18 protein-coding genes and 1 pseudogene are annotated in these 21,906 nt (G+C 40.5%); 15 read left to right on the forward strand and 4 right to left on the reverse strand.

The window, feature by feature from the left end:
- The 9 genes and pseudogenes from BO26_RS16260 to ychH form a co-directional block, all read left to right on the forward strand.
- Positions 1-1,286: pseudogene (locus BO26_RS16260) on the forward strand (Ig-like domain-containing protein); the annotation flags it as partial.
- A gap of 353 nt (positions 1,287-1,639) precedes the next feature.
- Positions 1,640-1,804, forward strand: coding sequence for a hypothetical protein (locus BO26_RS23545; RefSeq protein WP_157835572.1), 165 nt, complete (start codon positions 1,640-1,642; stop codon positions 1,802-1,804).
- Positions 1,805-2,212: 408 nt separating this feature from the next.
- Positions 2,213-3,718 (forward strand): hypothetical protein, encoded by a 1,506-nt coding sequence (locus BO26_RS16265; RefSeq protein WP_036773270.1) that lies wholly within the window; start codon positions 2,213-2,215, stop codon positions 3,716-3,718.
- Between the two features lie 455 nt (positions 3,719-4,173).
- Positions 4,174-5,682, forward strand: coding sequence for a hypothetical protein (locus BO26_RS16270; protein ID WP_036773273.1), 1,509 nt, complete (start codon positions 4,174-4,176; stop codon positions 5,680-5,682).
- A 145-nt stretch (positions 5,683-5,827) separates the two neighbouring features.
- Positions 5,828-7,330, forward strand: coding sequence for a hypothetical protein (locus BO26_RS16275; RefSeq protein WP_036773274.1), 1,503 nt, complete (start codon positions 5,828-5,830; stop codon positions 7,328-7,330).
- A gap of 173 nt (positions 7,331-7,503) precedes the next feature.
- The gene (locus BO26_RS16280) at positions 7,504-8,190 is read left to right on the forward strand and encodes a hypothetical protein (protein ID WP_036773276.1); all 687 of its coding nucleotides are present in this window, start codon (positions 7,504-7,506) and stop codon (positions 8,188-8,190) included.
- Entirely contained in the window at positions 8,187-9,512 is a 1,326-nt protein-coding gene (locus tag BO26_RS16285; RefSeq protein ID WP_036773278.1) for a hypothetical protein, read from the forward strand. The genes BO26_RS16280 and BO26_RS16285 overlap by 4 nt, the downstream gene beginning before the upstream one ends.
- A 118-nt stretch (positions 9,513-9,630) precedes the next feature.
- On the forward strand, positions 9,631-10,575 hold the full coding sequence (locus BO26_RS16290; RefSeq protein ID WP_036773281.1) for an Ig-like domain-containing protein: 945 nt from the start codon (positions 9,631-9,633) through the stop codon (positions 10,573-10,575).
- A 467-nt stretch (positions 10,576-11,042) separates the two neighbouring features.
- Entirely contained in the window at positions 11,043-11,318 is a 276-nt protein-coding gene (gene ychH, locus BO26_RS16295; RefSeq protein WP_036773282.1) for a stress-induced protein YchH, read from the forward strand.
- Positions 11,319-11,699: 381 nt separating this feature from the next.
- Here the strand turns inward: ychH and prs are convergent, their stop codons facing one another.
- The 3 genes from prs to lolB all read right to left on the reverse strand — a co-directional run bounded on the left by prs (position 11,700) and on the right by lolB (position 14,212).
- Complete coding sequence (prs, locus tag BO26_RS16300; RefSeq protein WP_015834664.1) at positions 11,700-12,647, reverse strand: ribose-phosphate diphosphokinase; 948 nt, start codon at positions 12,645-12,647, stop codon at positions 11,700-11,702.
- Positions 12,648-12,710: 63 nt separating this feature from the next.
- Positions 12,711-13,586, reverse strand: a complete 876-nt coding sequence (gene ispE, locus BO26_RS16305) for a 4-(cytidine 5'-diphospho)-2-C-methyl-D-erythritol kinase (protein ID WP_036773284.1) — start codon at positions 13,584-13,586, stop codon at positions 12,711-12,713.
- Positions 13,586-14,212 carry a lipoprotein insertase outer membrane protein LolB gene (gene lolB / locus BO26_RS16310; RefSeq protein WP_081861929.1) on the reverse strand — a complete coding sequence of 209 codons (627 nt, stop codon included), beginning with the start codon at positions 14,210-14,212 and terminating at the stop codon, positions 13,586-13,588. The genes ispE and lolB overlap by 1 nt, the downstream gene beginning before the upstream one ends.
- Positions 14,213-14,468: 256 nt before the next feature.
- Here lolB and hemA point away from each other — a divergent pair, with 256 nt between their 5' ends.
- From hemA to kdsA, 5 genes are read left to right on the forward strand one after another with little or no spacing between them, the layout of a single operon-like run.
- Positions 14,469-15,731, forward strand: a complete 1,263-nt coding sequence (gene hemA, locus BO26_RS16315) for a glutamyl-tRNA reductase (protein WP_036773285.1) — start codon at positions 14,469-14,471, stop codon at positions 15,729-15,731.
- 31 nt (positions 15,732-15,762) lie between these two features.
- Positions 15,763-16,845, forward strand: coding sequence for a peptide chain release factor 1 (gene prfA / locus BO26_RS16320; protein ID WP_036773287.1), 1,083 nt, complete (start codon positions 15,763-15,765; stop codon positions 16,843-16,845).
- Positions 16,845-17,693, forward strand: a complete 849-nt coding sequence (prmC, locus tag BO26_RS16325; RefSeq protein ID WP_036773288.1) for a peptide chain release factor N(5)-glutamine methyltransferase — start codon at positions 16,845-16,847, stop codon at positions 17,691-17,693. Before prfA ends, prmC begins: the two co-directional genes overlap by 1 nt.
- The gene (gene sirB1 / locus BO26_RS16330; protein WP_036773291.1) at positions 17,677-18,486 is read left to right on the forward strand and encodes an invasion regulator SirB1; all 810 of its coding nucleotides are present in this window, start codon (positions 17,677-17,679) and stop codon (positions 18,484-18,486) included. The genes prmC and sirB1 overlap by 17 nt, the downstream gene beginning before the upstream one ends.
- 42 nt (positions 18,487-18,528) lie before the next feature.
- Complete coding sequence (gene kdsA, locus BO26_RS16335) at positions 18,529-19,383, forward strand: 3-deoxy-8-phosphooctulonate synthase (protein ID WP_036773292.1); 855 nt, start codon at positions 18,529-18,531, stop codon at positions 19,381-19,383.
- A 102-nt stretch (positions 19,384-19,485) separates the two neighbouring features.
- On the opposite strand, the gene dauA is transcribed toward kdsA, so the two are convergent.
- Complete coding sequence (gene dauA, locus BO26_RS16340) at positions 19,486-21,201, reverse strand: C4-dicarboxylic acid transporter DauA (RefSeq protein WP_036773294.1); 1,716 nt, start codon at positions 21,199-21,201, stop codon at positions 19,486-19,488.
- A gap of 518 nt (positions 21,202-21,719) precedes the next feature.
- Here dauA and BO26_RS16345 point away from each other — a divergent pair.
- Positions 21,720-21,906 (forward strand): PAAR domain-containing protein (locus BO26_RS16345; protein WP_036773296.1); only part of this gene is annotated, 187 nt, incomplete at its 3' end.

The following is a 21,906-nucleotide window of genomic DNA, read 5'->3' on the forward strand; positions in this document are numbered from 1 at the left end:
ACAAAGATGGTCCGCTCTACAACGGAGGCACTGATACTTACACCTTCACGGCGACAGTGGAAGATGCATATGGCAATCTGGTGGTGGATAAACCGATTGAGATTGACTGGCAGACAGAGCCGACGGTTGACGGATTAAAACTGATGAAACAGGGCAACTCGGTGAGTAACGCGCAGGGACAGGTCACGGCGACCTTAACCAGTACAGTGGTAGCGATTGATGTGCAAGTATCTGCAAAAACGGCTACTCAGCAGACGCCAATGAATGCGGATAAAAAAGTCAGTTTTATCAGCCCTGATGAGCTTGCTTCTCTTACTGTTAGTCCAGATCACGTAACAGAAGGAGAAGGAGCGGAACATACTTACACCTTCACTGCCACAGTAAAAGATTTTTCCGGGCAGGCGAAAAGTGGTGTTGCGGTGGCTTGGAGTGCAACAAATAGTGAGGGGGTTACCATTACTGATAAAAACTTGGTTACTCAGGTAGTGGGTGATGGTAAAACAGATGCTGATGGGAAAGCGCAATATCAGGTATATAGTAAAAGTGGCGGGTTTGTTGCTGTTATGGTAACGGCCAAAGTGAATGATTCATCTGTTGGTTCTAAGAATAAAACAGTGGAAATTAAGGCTAATGAGCAGGATGTTGCTAACTTCTTTATAGAGGATTATCACCAGGACCATGCACATGCAGAACAACCTGGGAACTCGGTTCCAAAAGAAAGAATGAATTTTGCTTGGCCAAAAATGAAGTTTAAACCTGAGTATTTGCATGGAAAAATAGGAGTATCTGGTGGTTATATTGGAGTATATGACTCAAGTAATAGGAACGTAATTGATGTTGATGGAGAGAGTTTTCAAGTTAAAAAAGCAGGAATGGTTACATTAACTGCAACGTTTACACACCCAGAATCTGGTCGGTATTTAAAATATGTTATTCCCGATGTGAAAATTAACCACTTTGTAATTGTTGATTCTAACCCGATAGGGCCGGGGGTTGGTTACCCTGACCTGAATAGTCGTATTGACCAGAGTAAACCTTTACCTCGTTGTACAAGAGGAAATAGGATAAAGGAGAGTGATCTTGGTAGCTCAATTGATTATCTGGTTAATGATTTGAATTTAAATCTTATGAAAAAAGGTTTGTTAGGTAATCCAAATACAGGGCTAGTTAATAAAAGAATAACAATGGGAGGGTTGTATATAGCAGGACAAGAGAAAATTCAGGCTCATTTGCTGGATAATAACGATCTAGATGCAGTGGCTTATGTAGTTTTATGTGAAGAGTAGAAAGGAAATAATAGGTAGTGAGCATTATTGTTGAAGCGCACTATTTTGATAGAAAATTAGGTGTTTGTTACTGATTGGTGTTTAATTCTAATATGAAGTTTAATATGTTAGCACTTACAGCAGATATAGTTTCAGGAATAACGGTTTTAGAAGCGTGCCCAATTGTCATTACTGTGACTTATAGTGAAAATGTAGCCATGCTATCTTCTCGTTATTTGAATCGATCCAGTCCCTAATGAACGATCACAGAAGTTTCTTGTGCATTAGCTGTAGCTGGAATTTTTACTCATCAAGATTATTTAGAACTTGAACAGTGAGGGAAAATCAATTATTTGATTATTCAAGGAAGGGACTTGGATGCTTATGTTGTAGGGCTGGAAGTTGAAATCAATGTAGATGATGTTATTAATGTAAGTGTTTACGCTAATGGTATTATGGGAGCGGAGTTAGATTTATACCAAATAGATTTCAAGATGCATCGCGACGGCAAGGGAGCGAATCCCCGGGAGCATAGATAACTATGTGACCGGGGTGAGTGAGTGCAGCCAACAAAGAGGCAACTTGAAAGATAACAGGTATAAGTATTTATTACTATTGATTCTCATACATGAGTCTAAGGAAGATACGGAGGTTAGAATAAGTGTTATTCAGCTTGGTCAGTCGCTTTTTTCATATATGGACTCATATGCTGATAGTTTCCGACTTAGTTTTTTGAATGTGAGGAGGAAGCACCGTATCCTATTTTACGATATCTTTTGGATAAAGAATATATTGCTATTACAGTAATGGTTAAAGTGAATAATTTATTTATGTGACAAACAGGAAGGAGGTAATAGAGAGTAAGCATCGTTGTATAAACGCATTATTTTGATAGAAAATTAAGTGTTTGTTACTGATTGGTGTTTAACTTTAATATGAGGTTTAATATGTCGACACTTACAGCAGATATAATTTCAGGAATAACGGTTTTAGAGGAGTGTCCAGTTGTTATCACTGTGACTTATTCAGGCGATGATACTCATAAAGTAACGGAAACGACTGACATAGTGCACAGTACCCCCAAAAATACCTATTTTGATAAAATTCCTCGTATTTCAAGAGATGTTGAGAAAAATACCTGTACTGCAAAATTTGTTGTTACTGCTGCTTCTGGCGCTGGTGATTTTACCATAGAATTTTCAATAGATAAGGCTACGGACCCTGATGCTAAATTAGAAATTTCATTTCATTCTATTGATAAAAATGGTTTTTCACATGCAGCATTTGAACCTATCATTATTGGTGATTCGCTGATAAAAGATTTATCTCCGGCAGCAGATAATGAGGAGCCTTCTGAGTTTAATGGCAACCTCTTCGTTAATCTATATGCGTTGAGTAAAACAAATGATCCATTACCCTATTTTCAAATTCCCTTGGTAACGGATAAATTAGTACGTATTTTTGGGTATTATAGGGAACAAATTACGGAAGAAATATTTCCTTTTATTCAAGAACTAAATAATAATAAATACTATATTAATACAGATGATAAAGGTTTTGTTGCCTTAAAGATTTTTCCCAGTCAGGAGGAAGATGGGAACTATGCAGTTAATATGTTCACTGAATTGCAGGGTTTTTCAAGGAAACCTTCATCAAATATTCTGTTTATTACAGAAGACATTGCTCCAACGCTTGTGATGCCAGATATAGAAGAGCTGGACGGTGATAGATTAACGCCATCAACAGGATATAGCAGTACAGGTTTTCATGTGAGTATCCCGTTCTATGAGGATGCTAGACCTAAAGATAAAATTTTCTTAATGATCAGGGAAGATAATGATGAAACGCCAAGTGCGTCCGCTGTCATTACTGATCTGAGTCAGTTGGATATACCATCTATTCTAGTTCCATATGCCAGTATTCCAAATATTGGTAGTAATGAATTATATTATTATGTGGCTGATACAATAGGAAATATAACTATGTCATCTGCTCTCCATTTTGATTTGACGAAATCAGTACCGAATAAGCCACCAGAGATTGTGCGTATATTAGCGAGACCTAGAATTTTTAATCATAAACGACAGAAGGAATTTGGCTGGCCAGGTAAGATTAGTTTTAAGTATATTTTAGGTGGAGGACTGGATGCCCATATCGCTGTGGGTAAAAACAATGAAATAGAGGTAAATAGTGTTATTAAGTTATGTATTTACATTAATGGTATTGTAAATGATAATCCATCTTCGAAAATTTATTCTATTGATCCTCATACGGTAACTGCCGACGAAGTGGCGGCAGGAGAGACTATTATTCCGCTTGGTCAGGCGTTTTTTACTAATATAGATTCATATGATGATGGTACGCCAGGCTTGGTTTATATCACTTACAGCGTAGGCAAAAAAGAATCTAAGATTTGGTTTGGACATATTGATACTGTTCCACCTAGGAGATAAATTTAACTGATTGAGCTTTTAACTGTTTATTGGAAAATGCTCATGCATTTTCCATTTTTCTGAACATATTTCTTATTGATGAACTGGCTATTCTTCATTACCAAGCTATAATATTTTATTAAGTGTTGTCATTTTACTTTCAACCAATGAATCACGGAATTAATGGTGGCAGTATGAATAATGGTCAATATGGCGAAAAGTGATTTAACAATTACTGTAATCTTAACCACAGATATATTGTGATTATATAGGATATACTTGGATATAAAGCTTATGTTATGAGTAGTGGGTTTATTGCTATTACATTAATAGCTAAAGTAAATATTTATTTGTGTGACAAACAGGAAGGAGATAATAGGGTAATAAATAGTAAGCATCGTTGTATAAACGCATTATTTTGACAGAAAATTAAGTGTTTGTTACTTATTGGTGTTTAACTTTAATTGAGGTTTCATATGTCGACACTTACAACAGATATCGTTTCAGGAATAACGGTTTTAGAAGCGTGCCCGGTTGTCATTACTGTGACTTATTCAGGTGATGATGCACATAAAGTAACGGAAACGACTGACATAATGTACAGTCACCCAGAAAATACCCGTTTTGATGAGACCCCTCGTATTTCAAGAGATGTCGAGAATAATACCTGTACTGCAAAATTTGTTGTTACTGCTGGTTCTGACGCTGGTGATTTCACCATAACATTTTCAATGGATAAGGCTACGGACCCCGATGCTAAATTGGAGAGAGTATTTCATTCTATTGATAAAAATGATTTTTCACATGCAGCGTTTGAACCTATCATTATTGGTGATTCGTTGGTAAAAGACTTATCTCCGGCAGCTGATGATGAACGACCTTCTGAATTGAATGGCAGCCTGCTTATTAATATCTATGCGTTGAGTAAAACAAATGAACCGTTACCCTATTTTCAAATCCCTCTGGTAATTGATAATTTAGTACGTATTTTTGGGTATGATGGAGAAAACATTACGGAAGAAATATTGCCTTTTATTAAAGAAATCAATAATAATAAATACTATATTAATACGGATGATAAAGGTTTTGTTGCTTTAAGGGTTTTCCCTCGTAAGGAGAAGATTGGTAATTATACCGTTGATATGTTCATAGAATTGCCGGGTTTTTTAAAGAACGCTTCATCAAATATTCTTTTCATTATAGAAGACACTGCGCCAGCGCTTCCTGCTCCAGACATTAAAGAGCTGGATGGAAATAATAGATTAACGCCATCAGTAGGAAATAGTAGCACAGGTTTTCATGTGAGTATCCCATTTTATAAAGGTGCTAAACCGAGAGATAGGATTTTTTTAGTAATTAGAGAAGATAATGACGAAACGCTAAGTGCGTCTACTGTCATTACTGATCTGAATCAGCTGGATAATCCATTTATTTTAGTTCCATATGCCAGCGTTCCAAATATTGGCGACAATGAATTATGTTATTATGTGGCTGATGTAGTGGGAAATGTAACTATGTCTTCTGCCCTCTATTTTGATTTAACGAGGTCAGTACCGAATGAGCCACCAGAGATTAGGCGTATATTAGCGAGACCTAGAATTTTTAATCATAGACGGCAGGAGGAGTTTGGTTGGCCAGGTAATATTAATCTTGAATATATTTTAGGTGGGGGATTGGATGCTCATATTGCTGTGGGTCAAAACAGTGGGGTAGATGTGGATAGTGTTATTGATGTACGTATTTACGCTAATGGTATTGTAAATGATAACCCATCCTCACGACTTTATTCTCTTGATCCTCATACGGTAACTGCCGATGAAGTGGCTGCTGGGGAGGCTATTATTCCGCTTGGTCAGGCGCCTTTTACTCGTGTAGACTCATATCGTGATGGTACGCCAGGCTCGGTTTATATCACTTATAGCGTAGGCAAAAAAGAGTCTAAGATTTGGTTTGGACATATTAATACTGTTCCATCTGGGCAATAAATTTAACTGATTGAGCTTTTATCTGTTTATGGAAAATGCGTAGGCGTTTTCCATTTTTCCGGACATGTTGCTTGTTTTGTGAACTAAAGATTTCTTTATTGCCGAGCTATATTATTTGGTGTTTAACTTTAATATGAGGTTTAATATGTCGATACTTACAGCAGATATTGTTTCAGGAATAACGGTTTTAGAAGAGTGCCCGGTTGTCATTACTGTGACTTATTCAGGTGATGAGATTCATAAAGTAACAGAAACGACTGATATAGTGTACAGTGATCAGCAAGATGTCAGTTTTGATGAAATCTCTCGTATTGCAAGGGATGTCAAGAATAATATCTGCACTGCAAAGTTTGTTGTTACTGCTCATTCTGGCGTCGGTGATTTCACCATAATATTTTCAATGGATAAGACTACGGACCCCGATGCTAAATTAGAGATAGCATTTCATCCTATTGATAAAAATGGTTTTTCACATGCCGCGTTTGAACCTATCATTATTGGCGATTCGTTGGTAAAAGACTTATCTCCGGTAGCGGATGATGAGCAACCTTCTGAGTTTAACGGCAGCCTCGTTGTTAATATCTATGCGCTGAATAAAACAGATGATCCGTTGCCTTATTTTCAAATTCCCTTGGTAACTGATAGGATGGTACGTATTTTTGGTTATGAGGGAAGGAAACTTACGGAAGAAATATTTCCTTTTATTCAAGAACTCAATAAAAGTAAATACTATATTAATACGAATAGTAAAGGTTTTGCTGCCTTAAGAGTTTTCCCTAGTAAGGGAGAGGGAGGTAACTATACAGTCAATATGTTTACAGAGTTGCAGGGTTTTTCAAGGAAATCTTCGTCAAATATTCTGTTTATTACAGAGGATATTGCTCCAACGCTGGCAACGCCAGATATTAAAGAGTTAGATGGCGATAGACTAATACCATCAGAGGGAAATAGTAGCACGGGTTTTCATGTGAGTATCCCATTTTATGAAGGTGCTAAACCGAAAGATAGAATCTTCTTAATGATCAGGGAAGATAATGATGAAATACAAAGTACATCTACTGTCATTACTGATCTGAATCAGTTAGATATACCATTTATTTCAGCTCCATATGCCAGTATTCCAAATATTGGCGATAATGAATTATACTATTATGTGGCTGATACAATGGGAAACGTAGCTATATCATCTTCCCTCTATTTTTATTTAACGAGGTCAGTACCGAATCAACCACCAGAGATTAGGCGTACATTAGCGGCACCTAGAATTTTCACTCATAAAGATCAGAGCGAACTTAAACAGCGAGGTAAGATTAATCGTGCAAAAATTTTAGGTGGAGGGCTAGATGCGCATATTGCTGTGGGTAAAAACAATGGAATAGATGTGGATAGTGTTATCAATGTACATATTTACGTTAATGGTGTTGTCAATCATAGTCCATCTTCAAAAATTTATTCTCTTGAACCTCATACGGTAACTGCCGATGAAGTGGCGGCAGGAGAGGCTATTATTCTGTTAGGTCAGGCACCTTTTACAGGTGTAGACTCATATCGTGATGGACCGGGATTAGTTTATGTCACTTATAGCGTAAATATAAAGAATTCCAAGATTTGGTTTGGACGTATTGACACGGTTCCACCTGGACAATAAATTTAACTGATTGAGCTTTTATTTGTTTATGGGAAATGTGTGAGCGTTTTCCATTCTTCCTGCCATATTCTTTGTTTGTGAACTGGCGATTTATTTATTGCGTAACTATAATATTTTATTAAGCGTTATCATTGTATTTTCAATTAATAAATCATGGAGTTAATGGTGACAGTATGAATAACGGCATATCAAGTGTGATTATCACAGAAAATGCGGCAAAAAGTGATTTAACCAATTATCCTAATCTTAACCCTCAAAATATTGTGACTATATATGGTCTGCCTGGACATAAATTCTATGCTACGACATCTATCGGTGCTTTCATTGTAGACGACAACATTAATCTAGATCAGATCATATTGACGTTAGATGAGACTGGAAAAGGACATTTTTATGTTCGTTCTCCGTTTGAACATAAAAATATTGAAAATAGCGAAGAATTTTCGGCTGTTTTAATGATTTCCCCACAAGAAGATATTAATAAGGTAATATCTTTTCCGCTTATTTTTGGTAATTATCGACAGTCTGATGAAGCTATAGTATTTACCGCCTATAATTATACTACTGGCGCTCCGGCAGATGGGAAGACGCCTTGTTCGATATATCTTTTTATTGACCGTAAAAACAATGATGATATTAATCAAATCCGTATAAGAGTGAATAATAATGCACTCATTGAGGGTTATAATAAAGACTGGGCAGATATTCCATTAAAGGAGGATGGTAGTGCGACAGTGAATGTGATCAGCAACACAGTAGGCAAAGTTAATGTTTGGCTAACAGCACCTGATTCAGATTCAGGAGATATAGTCAATTTTGTTTTATCGTTTAGACCGATTCCAATGGCAGGTGAAATATGATTACCAATCACGACAATACACTTACTCCTTTATCGTCGCCAACATTGCCGCAAGCAGATAATAATGGCTTGATTGATGTTTCTGTTCAACAGAACCAGGATTTAATTATCAAAGTACCTTATTATGAGGATATAGAAATCTGGGATGTGATCGTGGTAAGTGTTGGGGGAATTTTTTCTCGACCATATCATGTTCAGAATATTAATCTTGATTTTTTTACTGTAACTATGCCGTTCTCTGAAATACCTGATGGTTGCTATAATGTGACTTATACATCAGCGGATGATTTCGAGAATGAAGATTTCTCTGAACCGACTGTTATTAAAGTTATTAATTCTCCATCGATAAAATTATTACCATCAGTTTATCCAGATGCAACATCTGGCGTTATTCACTATTCGTCTCTTGTACAACATCATGGATTAAATGTGCATATTAGTTATAAGCAGATGCAAAAAGGCGATAACGTCATATTCCACTGGCAAGGATATAATTTCAACTATGAGCCAATTGCGAGGGCGGCCTGGGATGCACAACCAATAACGGTCAGTGATGAAGATGTTAAGCAGGGTTATGTTTCTTTAGTGGTGCCGGCGGAAAATATTCTTTGTTTGGGGCAGGAAGGAGTGGGAACCGGGTATTATGAGGTTGGCAATACTGTTTCTGCTCCAGGTTCAGTGATATTGTCGCTAATGGATATGTCGTCTGTCATGATATCAATTAGTGAAGGTGCGCCGATGGTATCTAATGAATATCCCAGAATAAAGTCGAAAAATTTGGTTGCGGTTTATGGGCCACCAGGAAAGCGGTTATCGGCTAGTGTTGAGTCGGGCAATATTGTTGAAGGGGATGATACAAAATATCAATTTGCCCCCAATAGTTTCGGTCTGGCTTATTTCCATTTGCAATCTGAGGAAACGGGTAGTTTTCGCTGTACTGTTTCTGCGGAGGATGGGGCTATAACACCGGGTGTAGGTCAGGCGATATTTAGTGAGTGGAAAGATGGAGGAGATTTTATTAAAGCTTATGCATTTACCTCTGAAGTACCTGCTGATGGTGTGAGTGTTTGCAGTGGGTATGTTATTGTGGACCGTACTGTTTATTCCGGTAAAAGATTACTTGTTCGTACTGATGGCTCCGCGATAATTTCAGGTTATGGTGATAACGAAAGGGAATTACAAGTTGCAATTAGTAAGGATGGTTGTACAACTTTCCATATTACTAATACCAACGCAGAAAAAAATAATGTGATAATAAGTTTACCCGATATTGATAAGTCGATTCAATTTTCTATTAATTTTAAGCATTTTCCTTCTATTTAGCGTAAATGATATTGTTAATTAGTATAATGTTATAAAGTTGAAATCATTTTATTTTTTAATTTTAAATCGATGATAACATATTTAAATATGCATGATGGTGATAAATCAGGAGAATGAAATGAATGAAGAACAAGCACCAAAAGAGGCTAAAACATTAAATTGGCTATCAAGTGAAAAAAAGGAAACCGCGGATAAACCGATAGATATCGGTGTAAATGTAATTCAGGATAGTTATTTATTGCGTGGGGTGAATGTAATTTTCACGTTAGATAATCAATCGATGGTATTTAAAGAGAATAATGACCGTAAAATTATAAAAAATACAGGGTTGCTGGGTAAGGCATCAGTTGAAATAATTTCTCCTGATTCAACTCCGTGTCAAGGAAATGTCTATGCTTGCCTGGAAGATGATACTCAAATAGAAGCCCCTCCTTTCCAGATCGAGTTTACTGCTGTTCCTCCATTTGTGGCAACTGTTGATCTTGAACGAGAAAAAAATGAGGCATGGGCTAATGACGCCGATGAAAATAGAGTAACTGCAACTGTGTATGATAATCTTGGTAATAGAGTTAAAGGCCAACAAGTAATCTTTAATGTGGATAATGGAGCAATGGTAATTCCGCCTGCGGGTGTAACAGATAAAGATGGTAAAATAGCGGTCTCAATACGGTCTGATAAGGTTGGGGAGGTGACACTAACGGCACAATCGGGAAATATTACAAAGGCTATAATTGTTTGCTTCACCACTAGTCCATATCGGTTAGATATCACTGACTGCCCACATTGGTTGAGTTCATTTGGTATTGTATCTGGATGTTTATATAAAAATGGTATAGGTGAACCTAATATACCCATATTAGTAGCTACGGGAATGTTTATATCACTGGATGATGATGGAAAAAATGTAATTACCGATAAAGATGGATGTTTTAGCTTTAGAATTTATTCTGATTATATAGGGTCTTCGTATCGTTATACACCGCCAAGAACAATATCTTCATCTATTGGCATAAGATGCCTGGATGATCGGATATATTATGGAACACGGATAATGTTAAGCTAATAACTATACTCTATGGATTTCAAGATGGATCGCGACGGCCAGGGAGCGAATCCCCGGGAGCGCTAAGTGACCGGGGTGAGTGAGTGCAGCTAACAAAGAGGCAACTTGAAAGATGACGGGTATATATTAGATGCTGAATATTTTTGAGATGCTGATTACAGGGTTCATCATTGAATAAAGATATATAACCTGGATGGAATTTCACAACTATCATTGTTATATATCAATATTTAGTTAAAAATCTGAATTTCTCTTTAACTGAAGTTCAGGCTACCTAACTCATTATTTTTTCATGTTATTTCTTACAATGATTGGGGAATTATTATTAAATCTCTTTTAGTTGTGATCGCGTCCGCAATGACCTCTGACAAAATAGGGCTATACTATATATGGATATATATATCAAGTAAGCATTAACTTTGGAGTTTTTGGTTCTTAGTGTTCACGAAGAGGGTTGGAGGTGACATATGAAACGTCAAAGTGCCTTCATAGTGGGTAATGTATTAATGGGTATCGGGATGTTCACTATAGTGAGTAGCCTTGTTTATACATTACTGCCCCATATCTTCAGTCTTGGCTGGCCTGAGTTTTTATCTGAAGCAGCTTTATTGGGGGTCTTTATTGGCGCTCTTGTTTGGCTGGCTGGTGCCGGTGTTGGAGGTCGGGAAGGTATAGCAGATCGTTACTGGTGGTTGAGAAATTACGATGAGCGTTATCGTCGCAATGATCATCGGTATCTATAACAATATACCCAATAGATTTCAAGTTGCAGGGCGGCGGCAAGTGAACGCATCCCCAGGAGCATAGATAGCTATGTGACTGGGGTAAGTGAACACAGCCAACAAAGCAGCAACTTGAAGGATGAAGGGTATATACCCAATAGATTTCAAGATGCATCGCGGCGGCAAGGGAGCGAATCCCCGGGAGCATAGATAACTATGTGACCGGGGTGAGTGAGTGCAGCCAACAAAGAAGCAACTTGAAGGATGAAGGGTATAAATATGTTTAGTCATAGCTTGTGTTAAATGGAGCTGTATTATTATGACTCCAGGTAAACAGAAAACCCGTTGCTGAGGCTTTTGTACAACGGGTTTTTTCTTAATAAGCGATGTTTATGGTAAAACTTAGTGTTCAAACATCGCAGAGATTGACTCTTCATTACTGATGCGGCGGATCGCTTCAGCTAACATACCTGACAAAGTCAGAGTACGAACCTTATTTAAGGCTTTGATCTCAGCAGACAGAGGAATGGTGTCACAGACAACCACTTCATCAATCACTGAGTTTTTGATGTTGTCCACTGCGTTGCCGGAGAAAATGGGGTGAGTTGCGTAAGCAAATACACGTTTGGCTCCGCGCTCTTTCAGTGCTTCAGCTGCTTTGCACAGTGTGCCACCGGTATCGATCATGTCATCGACTAATACGCAGTCGCGGCCAGCGACATCACCAATAATGTGCATCACCTGAGAAACGTTAGCGCGTGGGCGGCGTTTATCAATGATAGCCATATCCGTATCGTTCAGCAGTTTAGCGATGGCACGAGCGCGCACGACCCCGCCAATATCCGGGGAAACTACGATAGGGTTTTCCAGCTCTTTTTGTAACATATCTTCCAGCAGAATTGGGCTGCCAAATACGTTATCAACCGGAACATCAAAGAAACCTTGAATCTGTTCAGCATGCAGATCCACTGTTAGCACACGGTCTACGCCGACACTGGACAGAAAGTCTGCAACCACTTTTGCGGTAATAGGCACACGGGCTGAACGGACGCGGCGGTCCTGTCGGGCATAACCGAAATAAGGGATTACTGCGGTAATACGTCCTGCGGAAGCACGGCGCAGTGCATCAACCATAACGACTAGTTCCATTAGGTTGTCGTTAGTCGGTGCACAAGTGGACTGGATGATGAAAATATCACCACCGCGCACATTTTCGTTAATTTGCACGCTGACTTCACCGTCGCTGAAACGACCGACAGCAGCATCTCCAAGGTTAGTGTACAGGCGGTTGGCAACACGTTGTGCTAGTTCCGGGATAGCGTTACCAGCAAAAAGCTTCATATCGGGCACGAGAAAAACCTCAGGCTTGCGTCCAGAGAGATATTGTTGACCAATGTTAAATAAAACATTTATTCATTGGTTCAATAACACGGGTATCCCAGAGCGAAAATTATGCAAAGGTGAATTGTTTACGCCACGCGCAACAAAACCCTGCAACCACTCAGGGGCTTTATTTAACACCTTACGGGCCGATGCTTCTGATTCGAATTCACCGAATATACATGCACCGGTTCCGGTCAGGCGCGACGGCGCGTATTCTAGCAGCCATGAAAGAAGCTGTTCAACCTCACGAAAACGTTTTCTTACAAGAGGTTCACAATCATTTGTGTACGGAGCCTTTAATAATGCGGCCAGAGGGCGAATTGGTGTATCACGTTTTAATTCTGGATCTGTGAAGACGCGCAGGGTTGAGATTTCAATACCAGGGTGAGCAACCAGATACCATTTTTCTGCCGGTTCTGCGATTTGTAAGATTTCACCAATACCTTCTGCAAATGCCGCGTGACCTCTGATAAAGACGGGTACGTCAGCACCAAGGCTAACGCCAAGGGTTGCCAGTGTTTCGTCTGTGAATCCTGTTTGCCAGTAATAATTCAATGCAATTAGTACCGTAGCGGCATTAGATGAACCGCCACCTAATCCACCGCCCATAGGTAAGCGTTTGTTGATATGGATATCTGCACCTTTGTGAACAATCCCCGTATTTTGTTGATGGCTGTAGGATTGTAATAGATGCGCTGCACGGACAATCAGATTGTCATCGTGTTCCACACTGTCTATTGGTGTCAGTAAACGAATTTTATTATCTTGACGTGGGGTAATCGTAATGTCATCGCCATAATCAAGAAACTGAAATAACGTTTGCAACTGGTGATACCCATCAGCACAACGGCCAGTGATATAGAGAAATAGGTTAAGTTTTGCTGGGGAGGGCCAGGTCAGTGTCATTATTTTGTGGTCCAGTTATCCATTTTCAATTTAATGCGGCGATCACCCTGAGTCAGTTCAAGCCGGTCAGGAAGGGCAGGGATTATTGAAGTATCGTAGGATTGGTAATTAACTAACCATGTTGCGCCATTGTGTCGATAACTGACGGTTTTTAATAAATAGCCAGCATCAAGTTTAAAATCTTTTGCTTCACCGGGTAGACCAGTTATCCAATGTCGCAGATTATCCAATGGAATATGCATATCGGTGAGTTGATAAATGATCTCTTCAGGGTTATCACTGAAATATTTTTTGCCTTGATTATCTGTTAACTGTGTCATACCGGGCTGAACGATGAGTTCTAATTCAGTGCTGCCTAAGGGATTAGTCAGCAATAAACGGTAGCGTTCTGGATTATATTGATGCCAGAAAAAACGGGCATAAACTTTTTTCTCATTAGTCAGATAAGCAAAAGATCCACGGGTTTGATATTGATTCAATTGCTGTAATTGTTGTGTGTGTGCTCGCCACTGAGGAGAATCGGCGGATCCGGTTCCTTCCGGCTGTGTTGTTAATGTACAAGCGGTGAGTAGCACACAAGAGAGTGGTAGTAGGCGGAAGAGTGATAATTTTTGCATTGGCTTCATCGACAATCTCGGTTTAACAGCATGAAAATTTCTACATTACTTAATAATGAAGAATAAAGTATTAATCCAGTTAAATTTCGAAAAAATATTCTGAATAATGATATCAGACATTGCTGATTGTCTTTTATTGGCCTGACGTATCAAGTAGAATGCACAGCTTAAGAAGAGTCCTTATTAAGGGTGATGATTTCATCAAATAAAACGTTTTTACTTTTACGATGAATTGTCTCTCTGCTGATAACTCAATGCAGTTCATATGACTTTGTTAGCACTTGGTATCAACCACAAAACTGCACCTGTATCTTTGCGTGAACGGGTGACTTTTTCCCCTGATGCGATTGGGGAGGCACTTGATAACCTTCTCCAGCAACCACTGGTGACGGGGGGCGTTGTGTTGTCAACCTGTAACCGTACAGAGCTTTACCTCAGTGTAGAGCAACAGGATAATCTGTATGAACAGTTAATTAACTGGTTATGTGAATATCATCAGCTTAATCCCAGAGATTTGAAATCCAGTATTTACTGGCATCACGATAATGAAGCGGTTAGTCACTTGATGAGAGTGGCGAGTGGGCTGGATTCATTGGTGCTTGGGGAACCTCAGATTCTTGGCCAGGTGAAGAAAGCATTTGCTGAGTCACAGCATAGTCGTTCTTTGTCGAGCGAGTTGGAGCGACTGTTTCAGAAATCATTTTCTGTTGCTAAACGCGTTAGAACCGAAACGAGTATTGGTTCAAATGCGGTTTCAGTTGCTTTTGCGGCTTGTACGCTGGCTCGGCAGATTTTTGAATCACTTTCTGAACTGAATATTTTGCTGGTAGGTGCGGGGGAAACCATTGAGCTGGCAGCCCGTCATCTGAAAGAGCATCGAGTGCACCATATGATGATTGCTAACAGGACGAAAGAGAAGGCGCAGATATTAGCTAATGAAGTTCAGGCTGAAGTGATTACTTTGTCTGAAATCGATACACGCTTAGCCGAAGCCGATATTGTCATCAGTTCAACTGCCAGCCCTTTGCCGATTATTGGTAAAGGTATGGTTGAACGTGCATTAAAGTTGCGTCGTAATCAACCGATGTTGTTGGTTGATATAGCCGTTCCCCGCGATATAGAGCCTGATGTAGAAAAATTGAATAATGTCTATCTTTACAGTGTTGACGATTTACAAGCAATTATTCAGCAGAATCTTACACAGCGTAAAGCGGCAGCTGTTCAGGCTGAATATATTGTTCAGCAGGAAAGCGGTTATTTTATGGACTGGTTGCGCTCACAAGGAGCGGTAAACTCAATCCGTGAATATCGTGAGCAGGCAGAGCAAATGCGGGCTGAGATGACAGCTAAAGCGTTGTCTGCCATCAATCAGGGGGCGAATGTCGAGCAGGTAATCAATCAATTGACCCATCAATTGACGAACCGTTTGATGCATGCTCCTACCAAATCACTCCAACAGGCTGCCAGCGATGGTGACCTGGAGCGTCTTAATTTATTACGCGACAGCCTTGGGCTGGAACATAATTAACCATATCTCTGAATAGGGTCTGAAACCACGAATGAAGCCTTCTATTGTTGCTAAATTGGAAGCATTACAAGAACGTCACGAAGAAGTTTTGGCTCATCTCGGTGATGCCAATGTGATTGCTGATCAGGAACGTTTCCGTGCATTGTCACGGGAATATGCTCAACTGACGGATGTGACGACTTGTTTTAAGACCTGGCGTTCTGTTCAGGATGATCTTAAAGCAGCTGAAATGATGCTTGATGACCCTGAAATGCGAGAAATGGCACAGGAAGAGATCAAGGACGCCAAAGCCCGTAATGAGGAATTGGAGCAACAGCTGCAACTGTTGTTATTGCCGAAAGATCCTGATGATGAACGTAACTGCTTTCTCGAAGTGCGTGCGGGAACCGGTGGTGATGAAGCGGCTATTTTCGCCGGGGATCTGTTTCGTATGTACAGTCGTTATGCTGAAGCTCGCCGGTGGAAAATCGAAGTGATGAGCGCCAATGATGGTGAGCACGGTGGTTATAAAGAAATTATTGCTAAAGTTTCTGGTGAACAGGTTTATGGTCATCTGAAATTTGAATCTGGCGGCCATCGTGTTCAACGTGTACCAGAAACAGAATCACAAGGACGTATTCACACTTCTGCTTGTACTGTTGCCGTTTTGCCGGAGATCCCGGAAGCAGAGTTGCCGGAAATCAGTCCAAGTGATTTGCGGATTGATACATTCCGTTCATCCGGTGCGGGTGGACAGCATGTAAACACCACAGATTCAGCAATCCGTATCACGCACATTCCAACGGGCATTGTAGTTGAGTGTCAGGATGAGCGTTCACAGCATAAAAACAAAGCGAAAGCGATGTCTGTATTGGCGGCCCGTATTCGTGCGGCTGAAGTTCGTAAACGCCAAGAGGCAGAAGCTTCTGAGCGCCGTAACTTGTTGGGTTCTGGTGATCGCTCAGATCGCAATCGTACTTATAATTTCCCGCAAGGACGGGTGACAGATCACCGTATTAACCTGACTTTGTACCGCCTTGATGAAGTGATGGAAGGCAAATTGGATATGCTTATTCAGCCAATTGTTAATGAGTATCAGGCTGATCAACTGTCAGCTTTATCAGAGCAGGATTGATGGATTATCAGGGTTGGCTTAAACAAGCCACAATACAGTTATCAGCAAGTGACAGCCCTAAACGGGATGCAGAAATTTTGTTGGGATTTGTCACTCGCCATCCCCGGACTTATATACTGGCATTTGGCGAAACGCAAATCTCCCCGGAACAGTTTAGCCAGCTTGAAATATTATTAGCTCGTCGGGCAAAAGGTGAACCCATTGCTTACATCACCGGCGAGCGCGAATTCTGGTCGTTATCTTTGAATGTTTCTCCTGCTACATTGATCCCGCGCCCAGATACTGAATGTCTGGTTGAAAAAGCACTGGAACGGTTATCATTAACACCTTGCTGTATTCTGGATTTAGGCACAGGAACTGGCGCAATTGCGTTAGCGATTGCCAGTGAACGCCCTGACTGTCAGGTGACAGGGGTTGATATCAATCCTGATGCAGTCACTTTGGCACAGGGCAATGCTGAAAAACTGAAAATACAAAATGTGGATTTTCTACAGAGCAATTGGTTCTCTTCGTTGAATAATCAACAGTTTGATATGATTGTGAGTAATCCGCCTTATATAGATGAAGCAGATCCTCATCTTTCTCAGGGAGATGTTCGGTTTGAGCCAGATAGTGCATTAATTGCGGCAAAACAGGGTACTGCTGATCTAAATACGATTATTGATCTGTCGCGTAATTTTTTGTTACCTGATGGATGGTTGTTATTGGAACATGGTTGGAAACAGGGAGACGTTGTAAGAAGCCTATTTTCTGAGAGTGGTTATCAGCAAGTGGCTACTTTTCAGGATTATGGTGGTAACGAACGAATAACACTGGGCCAGTGGAAAAGTGATGAAAACCATAGCTAATTATGAATTTAATAACGCATCTTTAAGTAGTGGTATCTTGTTAATATCAAGAGCCATTCGTTCTGACTTCCCTCAGCACTTGGTGGAGATACAGCTCCAATCATTGATTGATGAAGCCAGGCGCGAAATATCTCCGCAGATGAATAAAGAAGAACAATTGGAAAAACTGCTGGCGCTTTTTTATCAGAGTTGGAAATTTGGCGGTGCCAGTGGGGTTTATTGTCTGTCAGATACATTGTGGCTGGATAAGGTACTGCATTCTCGTCAGGGTTCGCCGGTTATTTTAGGGGTAATTCTGATCCATATTGCTCAGGCTTTAGAGCTGTCATTGATGCCGGTTGTTTTTCCAACACAGTTGATTTTGCGTATTGATTGCCCGGATAAACCGGCAAGGTTTATTAATCCAATCAATGGTGAAATGTTGAGTGAATACATGCTTGATGTGTGGCTTAAGGGTAATATTAGTCAAGCTGCTAAATTAGCAGCGGATGATTTACAGGAAGCTGATAACATCAATATCGTACTCAAAGTACTGGATATAATAAAAGTCGTACTAATGGAAGAAAAGCAGCTGGAATTAGCGTTGAAAGCCAGTGAAGCTGTTCTGATGTTTGATCCGGATGACCCTTATGAAATACGTGATAGAGGGCTGATTTATGCCGAACTTGATTGTAATCATATTGCAGTTTCTGATTTGAATTATTTTGTGGAACACTGTCCAGAGGACCCGGTCGCAGAAATGATCAGAATGCAGATATATTCCATTGAGCAGCAATGTGTTGTGCTGCACTGATTTATCCAGTTAATTTATTTGTCCTTAACAGAAGGTATAAGTATGCAACAGAAAGTGGTTAATATTGGTGATATCAAGGTCGCTAACGATCTACCGTTTGTTCTCTTTGGTGGTATGAATGTCCTTGAATCACGGGATTTGGCCATGAGTATTTGCGAGCACTATGTGACAGTGACGCAAAAACTGGGCATTCCTTATGTTTTCAAAGCCTCCTTTGATAAAGCAAACCGATCATCAATTCACTCTTACCGTGGTCCCGGTCTGGAAGAGGGAATGAAGATTTTTCAGGAGCTGAAAAAACAATTCGGTGTGAAAATTATCACTGATATTCATGAGCCTGCACAGGCTCAGCCCGTGGCGGAAGTGGTTGATGTGATTCAACTTCCTGCGTTCCTCGCGCGTCAAACGGATCTGGTTGAGGCAATGGCTCGCACTGGCGCGGTAATTAATGTCAAAAAACCACAGTTTATCAGCCCAGGCCAGATGGGAAATATTGTCGAAAAATTCAAAGAAGGTGGCAATGATCAGGTGATCTTGTGTGACCGTGGGAGCAATTTTGGTTACGACAATTTGGTTGTGGATATGCTGGGATTCAATGTCATGGCTCAGGCAACCGGGGGACATCCTGTCATTTTTGATGTGACTCATTCACTGCAATGTCGTGATCCGTTTGGTGCTGCATCTGGTGGCCGTCGTGCTCAAGTTGCTGAACTGGCACGTGCCGGAATGGCAGTCGGTATTGCAGGTCTGTTCCTTGAAGCTCATCCAGATCCAGCGAATGCAAAATGTGATGGCCCATCAGCATTACCGTTGGCAAAACTGGAGCCATTCCTGATTCAGATGAAAGCCATCGATGACGTGGTAAAAGGTTTCCCAGAACTGGATACCAGTAAATAACGTCGCTTTCTGATGTAACGCATCAAATAATTAATAGATCTGGCGCTGGATTACAGCGCCATTATTTTGAAAAAAATCCACCAACCGACTCTTTAAGTGGTTTCAATTATCTGTTTTGCGATTGAAATGTAATTCTTCCATAGCTTGTGGCAATGTCGCATGGAAGCTAAGGCGATTTTCAATGAGTTGAACTCTGGCTCTGGCTAGCGTTTTTAACGGTTGGAATGGAATATCACAAACAGCGATATATTTATCTTTTCCCACTTCATTAATAAAGCGCTGGAAAGCATGTAAGCCGCCCGCATCCAGTACAGGAACGGCATCCCACTGCATGAGGATAGTCTGATAACCTGCACTTTCTTCTTTTAATTCTGTGAAGATACGTTCAGCCGCAGCGAAGAATAGCGGGCCATTAATCCGAACAACCAACAGGCCGTTACCTGTATTTGTTTGTGATAATTGGCTAATGCGGGTCATATTAGCGATTCGGCGCATAAACAGCAGCGAAGCCAATACGATACCAATCGTAATTGCGATGACCATATCAAACAGTACCGTGAGCGACATACAGAGCACCAGCACAATAATGTCATCCCTTGGTGCGCGGCGAATCATATCGATAACTTTATGTATTTCACTCATACTCCAGGCAACCATCAGCAACAGGGCAGACATAGCGGCGAGTGGAAGATAAGAGAGCATAGGGGACAAGACTAATAAAGTCAGTAGAACCAGTAGAGAGTGAACAATGGCTGAAACTGGTGATGTTGCACCGGCTCTGATGTTGGCTGCTGAACGGGCAATTGCTGCGGTGGCGGTAATGCCTCCGAAGAAGGGGACGACAATATTACCTAATCCCTGGCCAATCAATTCACTGTTTGAATGGTGTTTTTTGCCTGTCATACCATCCAAAACGACGGCACAGAGCAGCGATTCAATCGCGCCCAACATGGCCATTGAAAAGGCGGCGGGCAATAGGGCTGAAACTGTCGCCCAATTGATATCAATGTTATGGGAACCCGTATCAGGCAAATGCCACGGTAAAACAAATTGAGGCAGGATTGGCGGGATACCTTGGCCTTGTGTGCCATCATTGAGAATATAACTGAACTTAGAACCAATGGTAGCCACATCCTGACCAAATAAACTCATTATACCCATCACGGCAGATCCTGCGATTAGAGCAGGAAGATGCCCTGGTAATTTTAGCCCTAGCTTAGGCCAATAAATGAGAACTGAAAGGGTAGTCAGGCCGATCAGCGTATCACTCAGATGTAGCGTTGGCAGCGCATGAAATAGAGCGGCAACCTTATTGATATAATTCTCTGGTACATGTTCCAGTTGCAGACCAAAAAAATCTTTTATTTGCATGGTTGCGATAGTGATAGCGATTCCAGAAGTAAAACCCAGTGTGACAGGTAGCGGGATATATTCTATCAGCTTACCAAAACGGGCTAATCCCATTACCAGCAGGATAATGCCCGACATCAACGTCGCAATGAGCAAGCCACTCAGGCCAAATTGTTGAGATACCGGGTAGAGAATGACGACGAAAGCGGCGGTAGGGCCGGAAACGCTATAGCGAGAACCGCCAGTTATTGCAATAACAATCCCGGCGATAGCGGCGGTATAAAGCCCATATTGCGGGGCAACACCACTCCCGATAGCTAACGCCATAGCGAGTGGGATGGCGATAATACCGACAGTAATACCGGCAATAATATCTTTAATTAAACGGGTAAAAGAGTATGGTTCTTTCCAACAAGCATCAATAACAGCACTAAACGGCCGTATGCCGTTCATTCTACGAGTTTTCATCTGTGCATAAGCCAAAAAAGTAATAGGAAAAGCAATAAAGGAATCATATTCCAAATTGCGGTAATAATGTTTTTAATTCAAAACGATAGTGCTATACATCAAATTCCGGGTTAATAGCTTAACGACAGTGAAATAAAAAGCAAAAGGGGAAGGTAATAATTTGTATTAATTTTTGATTAAAAATTGCATTGATTGCTGACTTATTGGCAACTTAATACTACAGCCGTATTTCCCTTTTCAACAGAAGAACCATGGATAATTTTGCGTGTTTTCCGTGTTTATTCTCGTTTGTTTGGCTCTGGTGTTAATGATATGTATTTTAATTGTTATAAAACATGGGTTTTTACATGCATTTTCGATGATAAAATCCGCAATTTTCAGAGTATTCCTATATTATTTTTAAGTGAAATCTGATGAATTATTCATCATCTCTGTTAATGAATAAGTAGGATAAAAACATGATGATGATTTCAGTCAGATCCACTCTCCAACGGGTCAGCCAATGGAGAAGCAATTAGATGGCAATAGGATATTTTTTGCTCGTTGGTGACAAGACCACTTGTGGCGGCCAGATTATTACCGGTGACCCCACCATGACATTTAATGGTCGGGCAACCGCGCGTGAAGGGGATAAGGTGACCTGTGGTAAACATCCCGGTACTTATATGATTGTCGGTGGTGTTTCAGATGTGTTTGACATGGGAC

This window comes from Photorhabdus australis DSM 17609, from assembly GCF_000711895.1.
Classification (GTDB): Bacteria; Pseudomonadota; Gammaproteobacteria; order Enterobacterales; family Enterobacteriaceae; genus Photorhabdus; species Photorhabdus australis.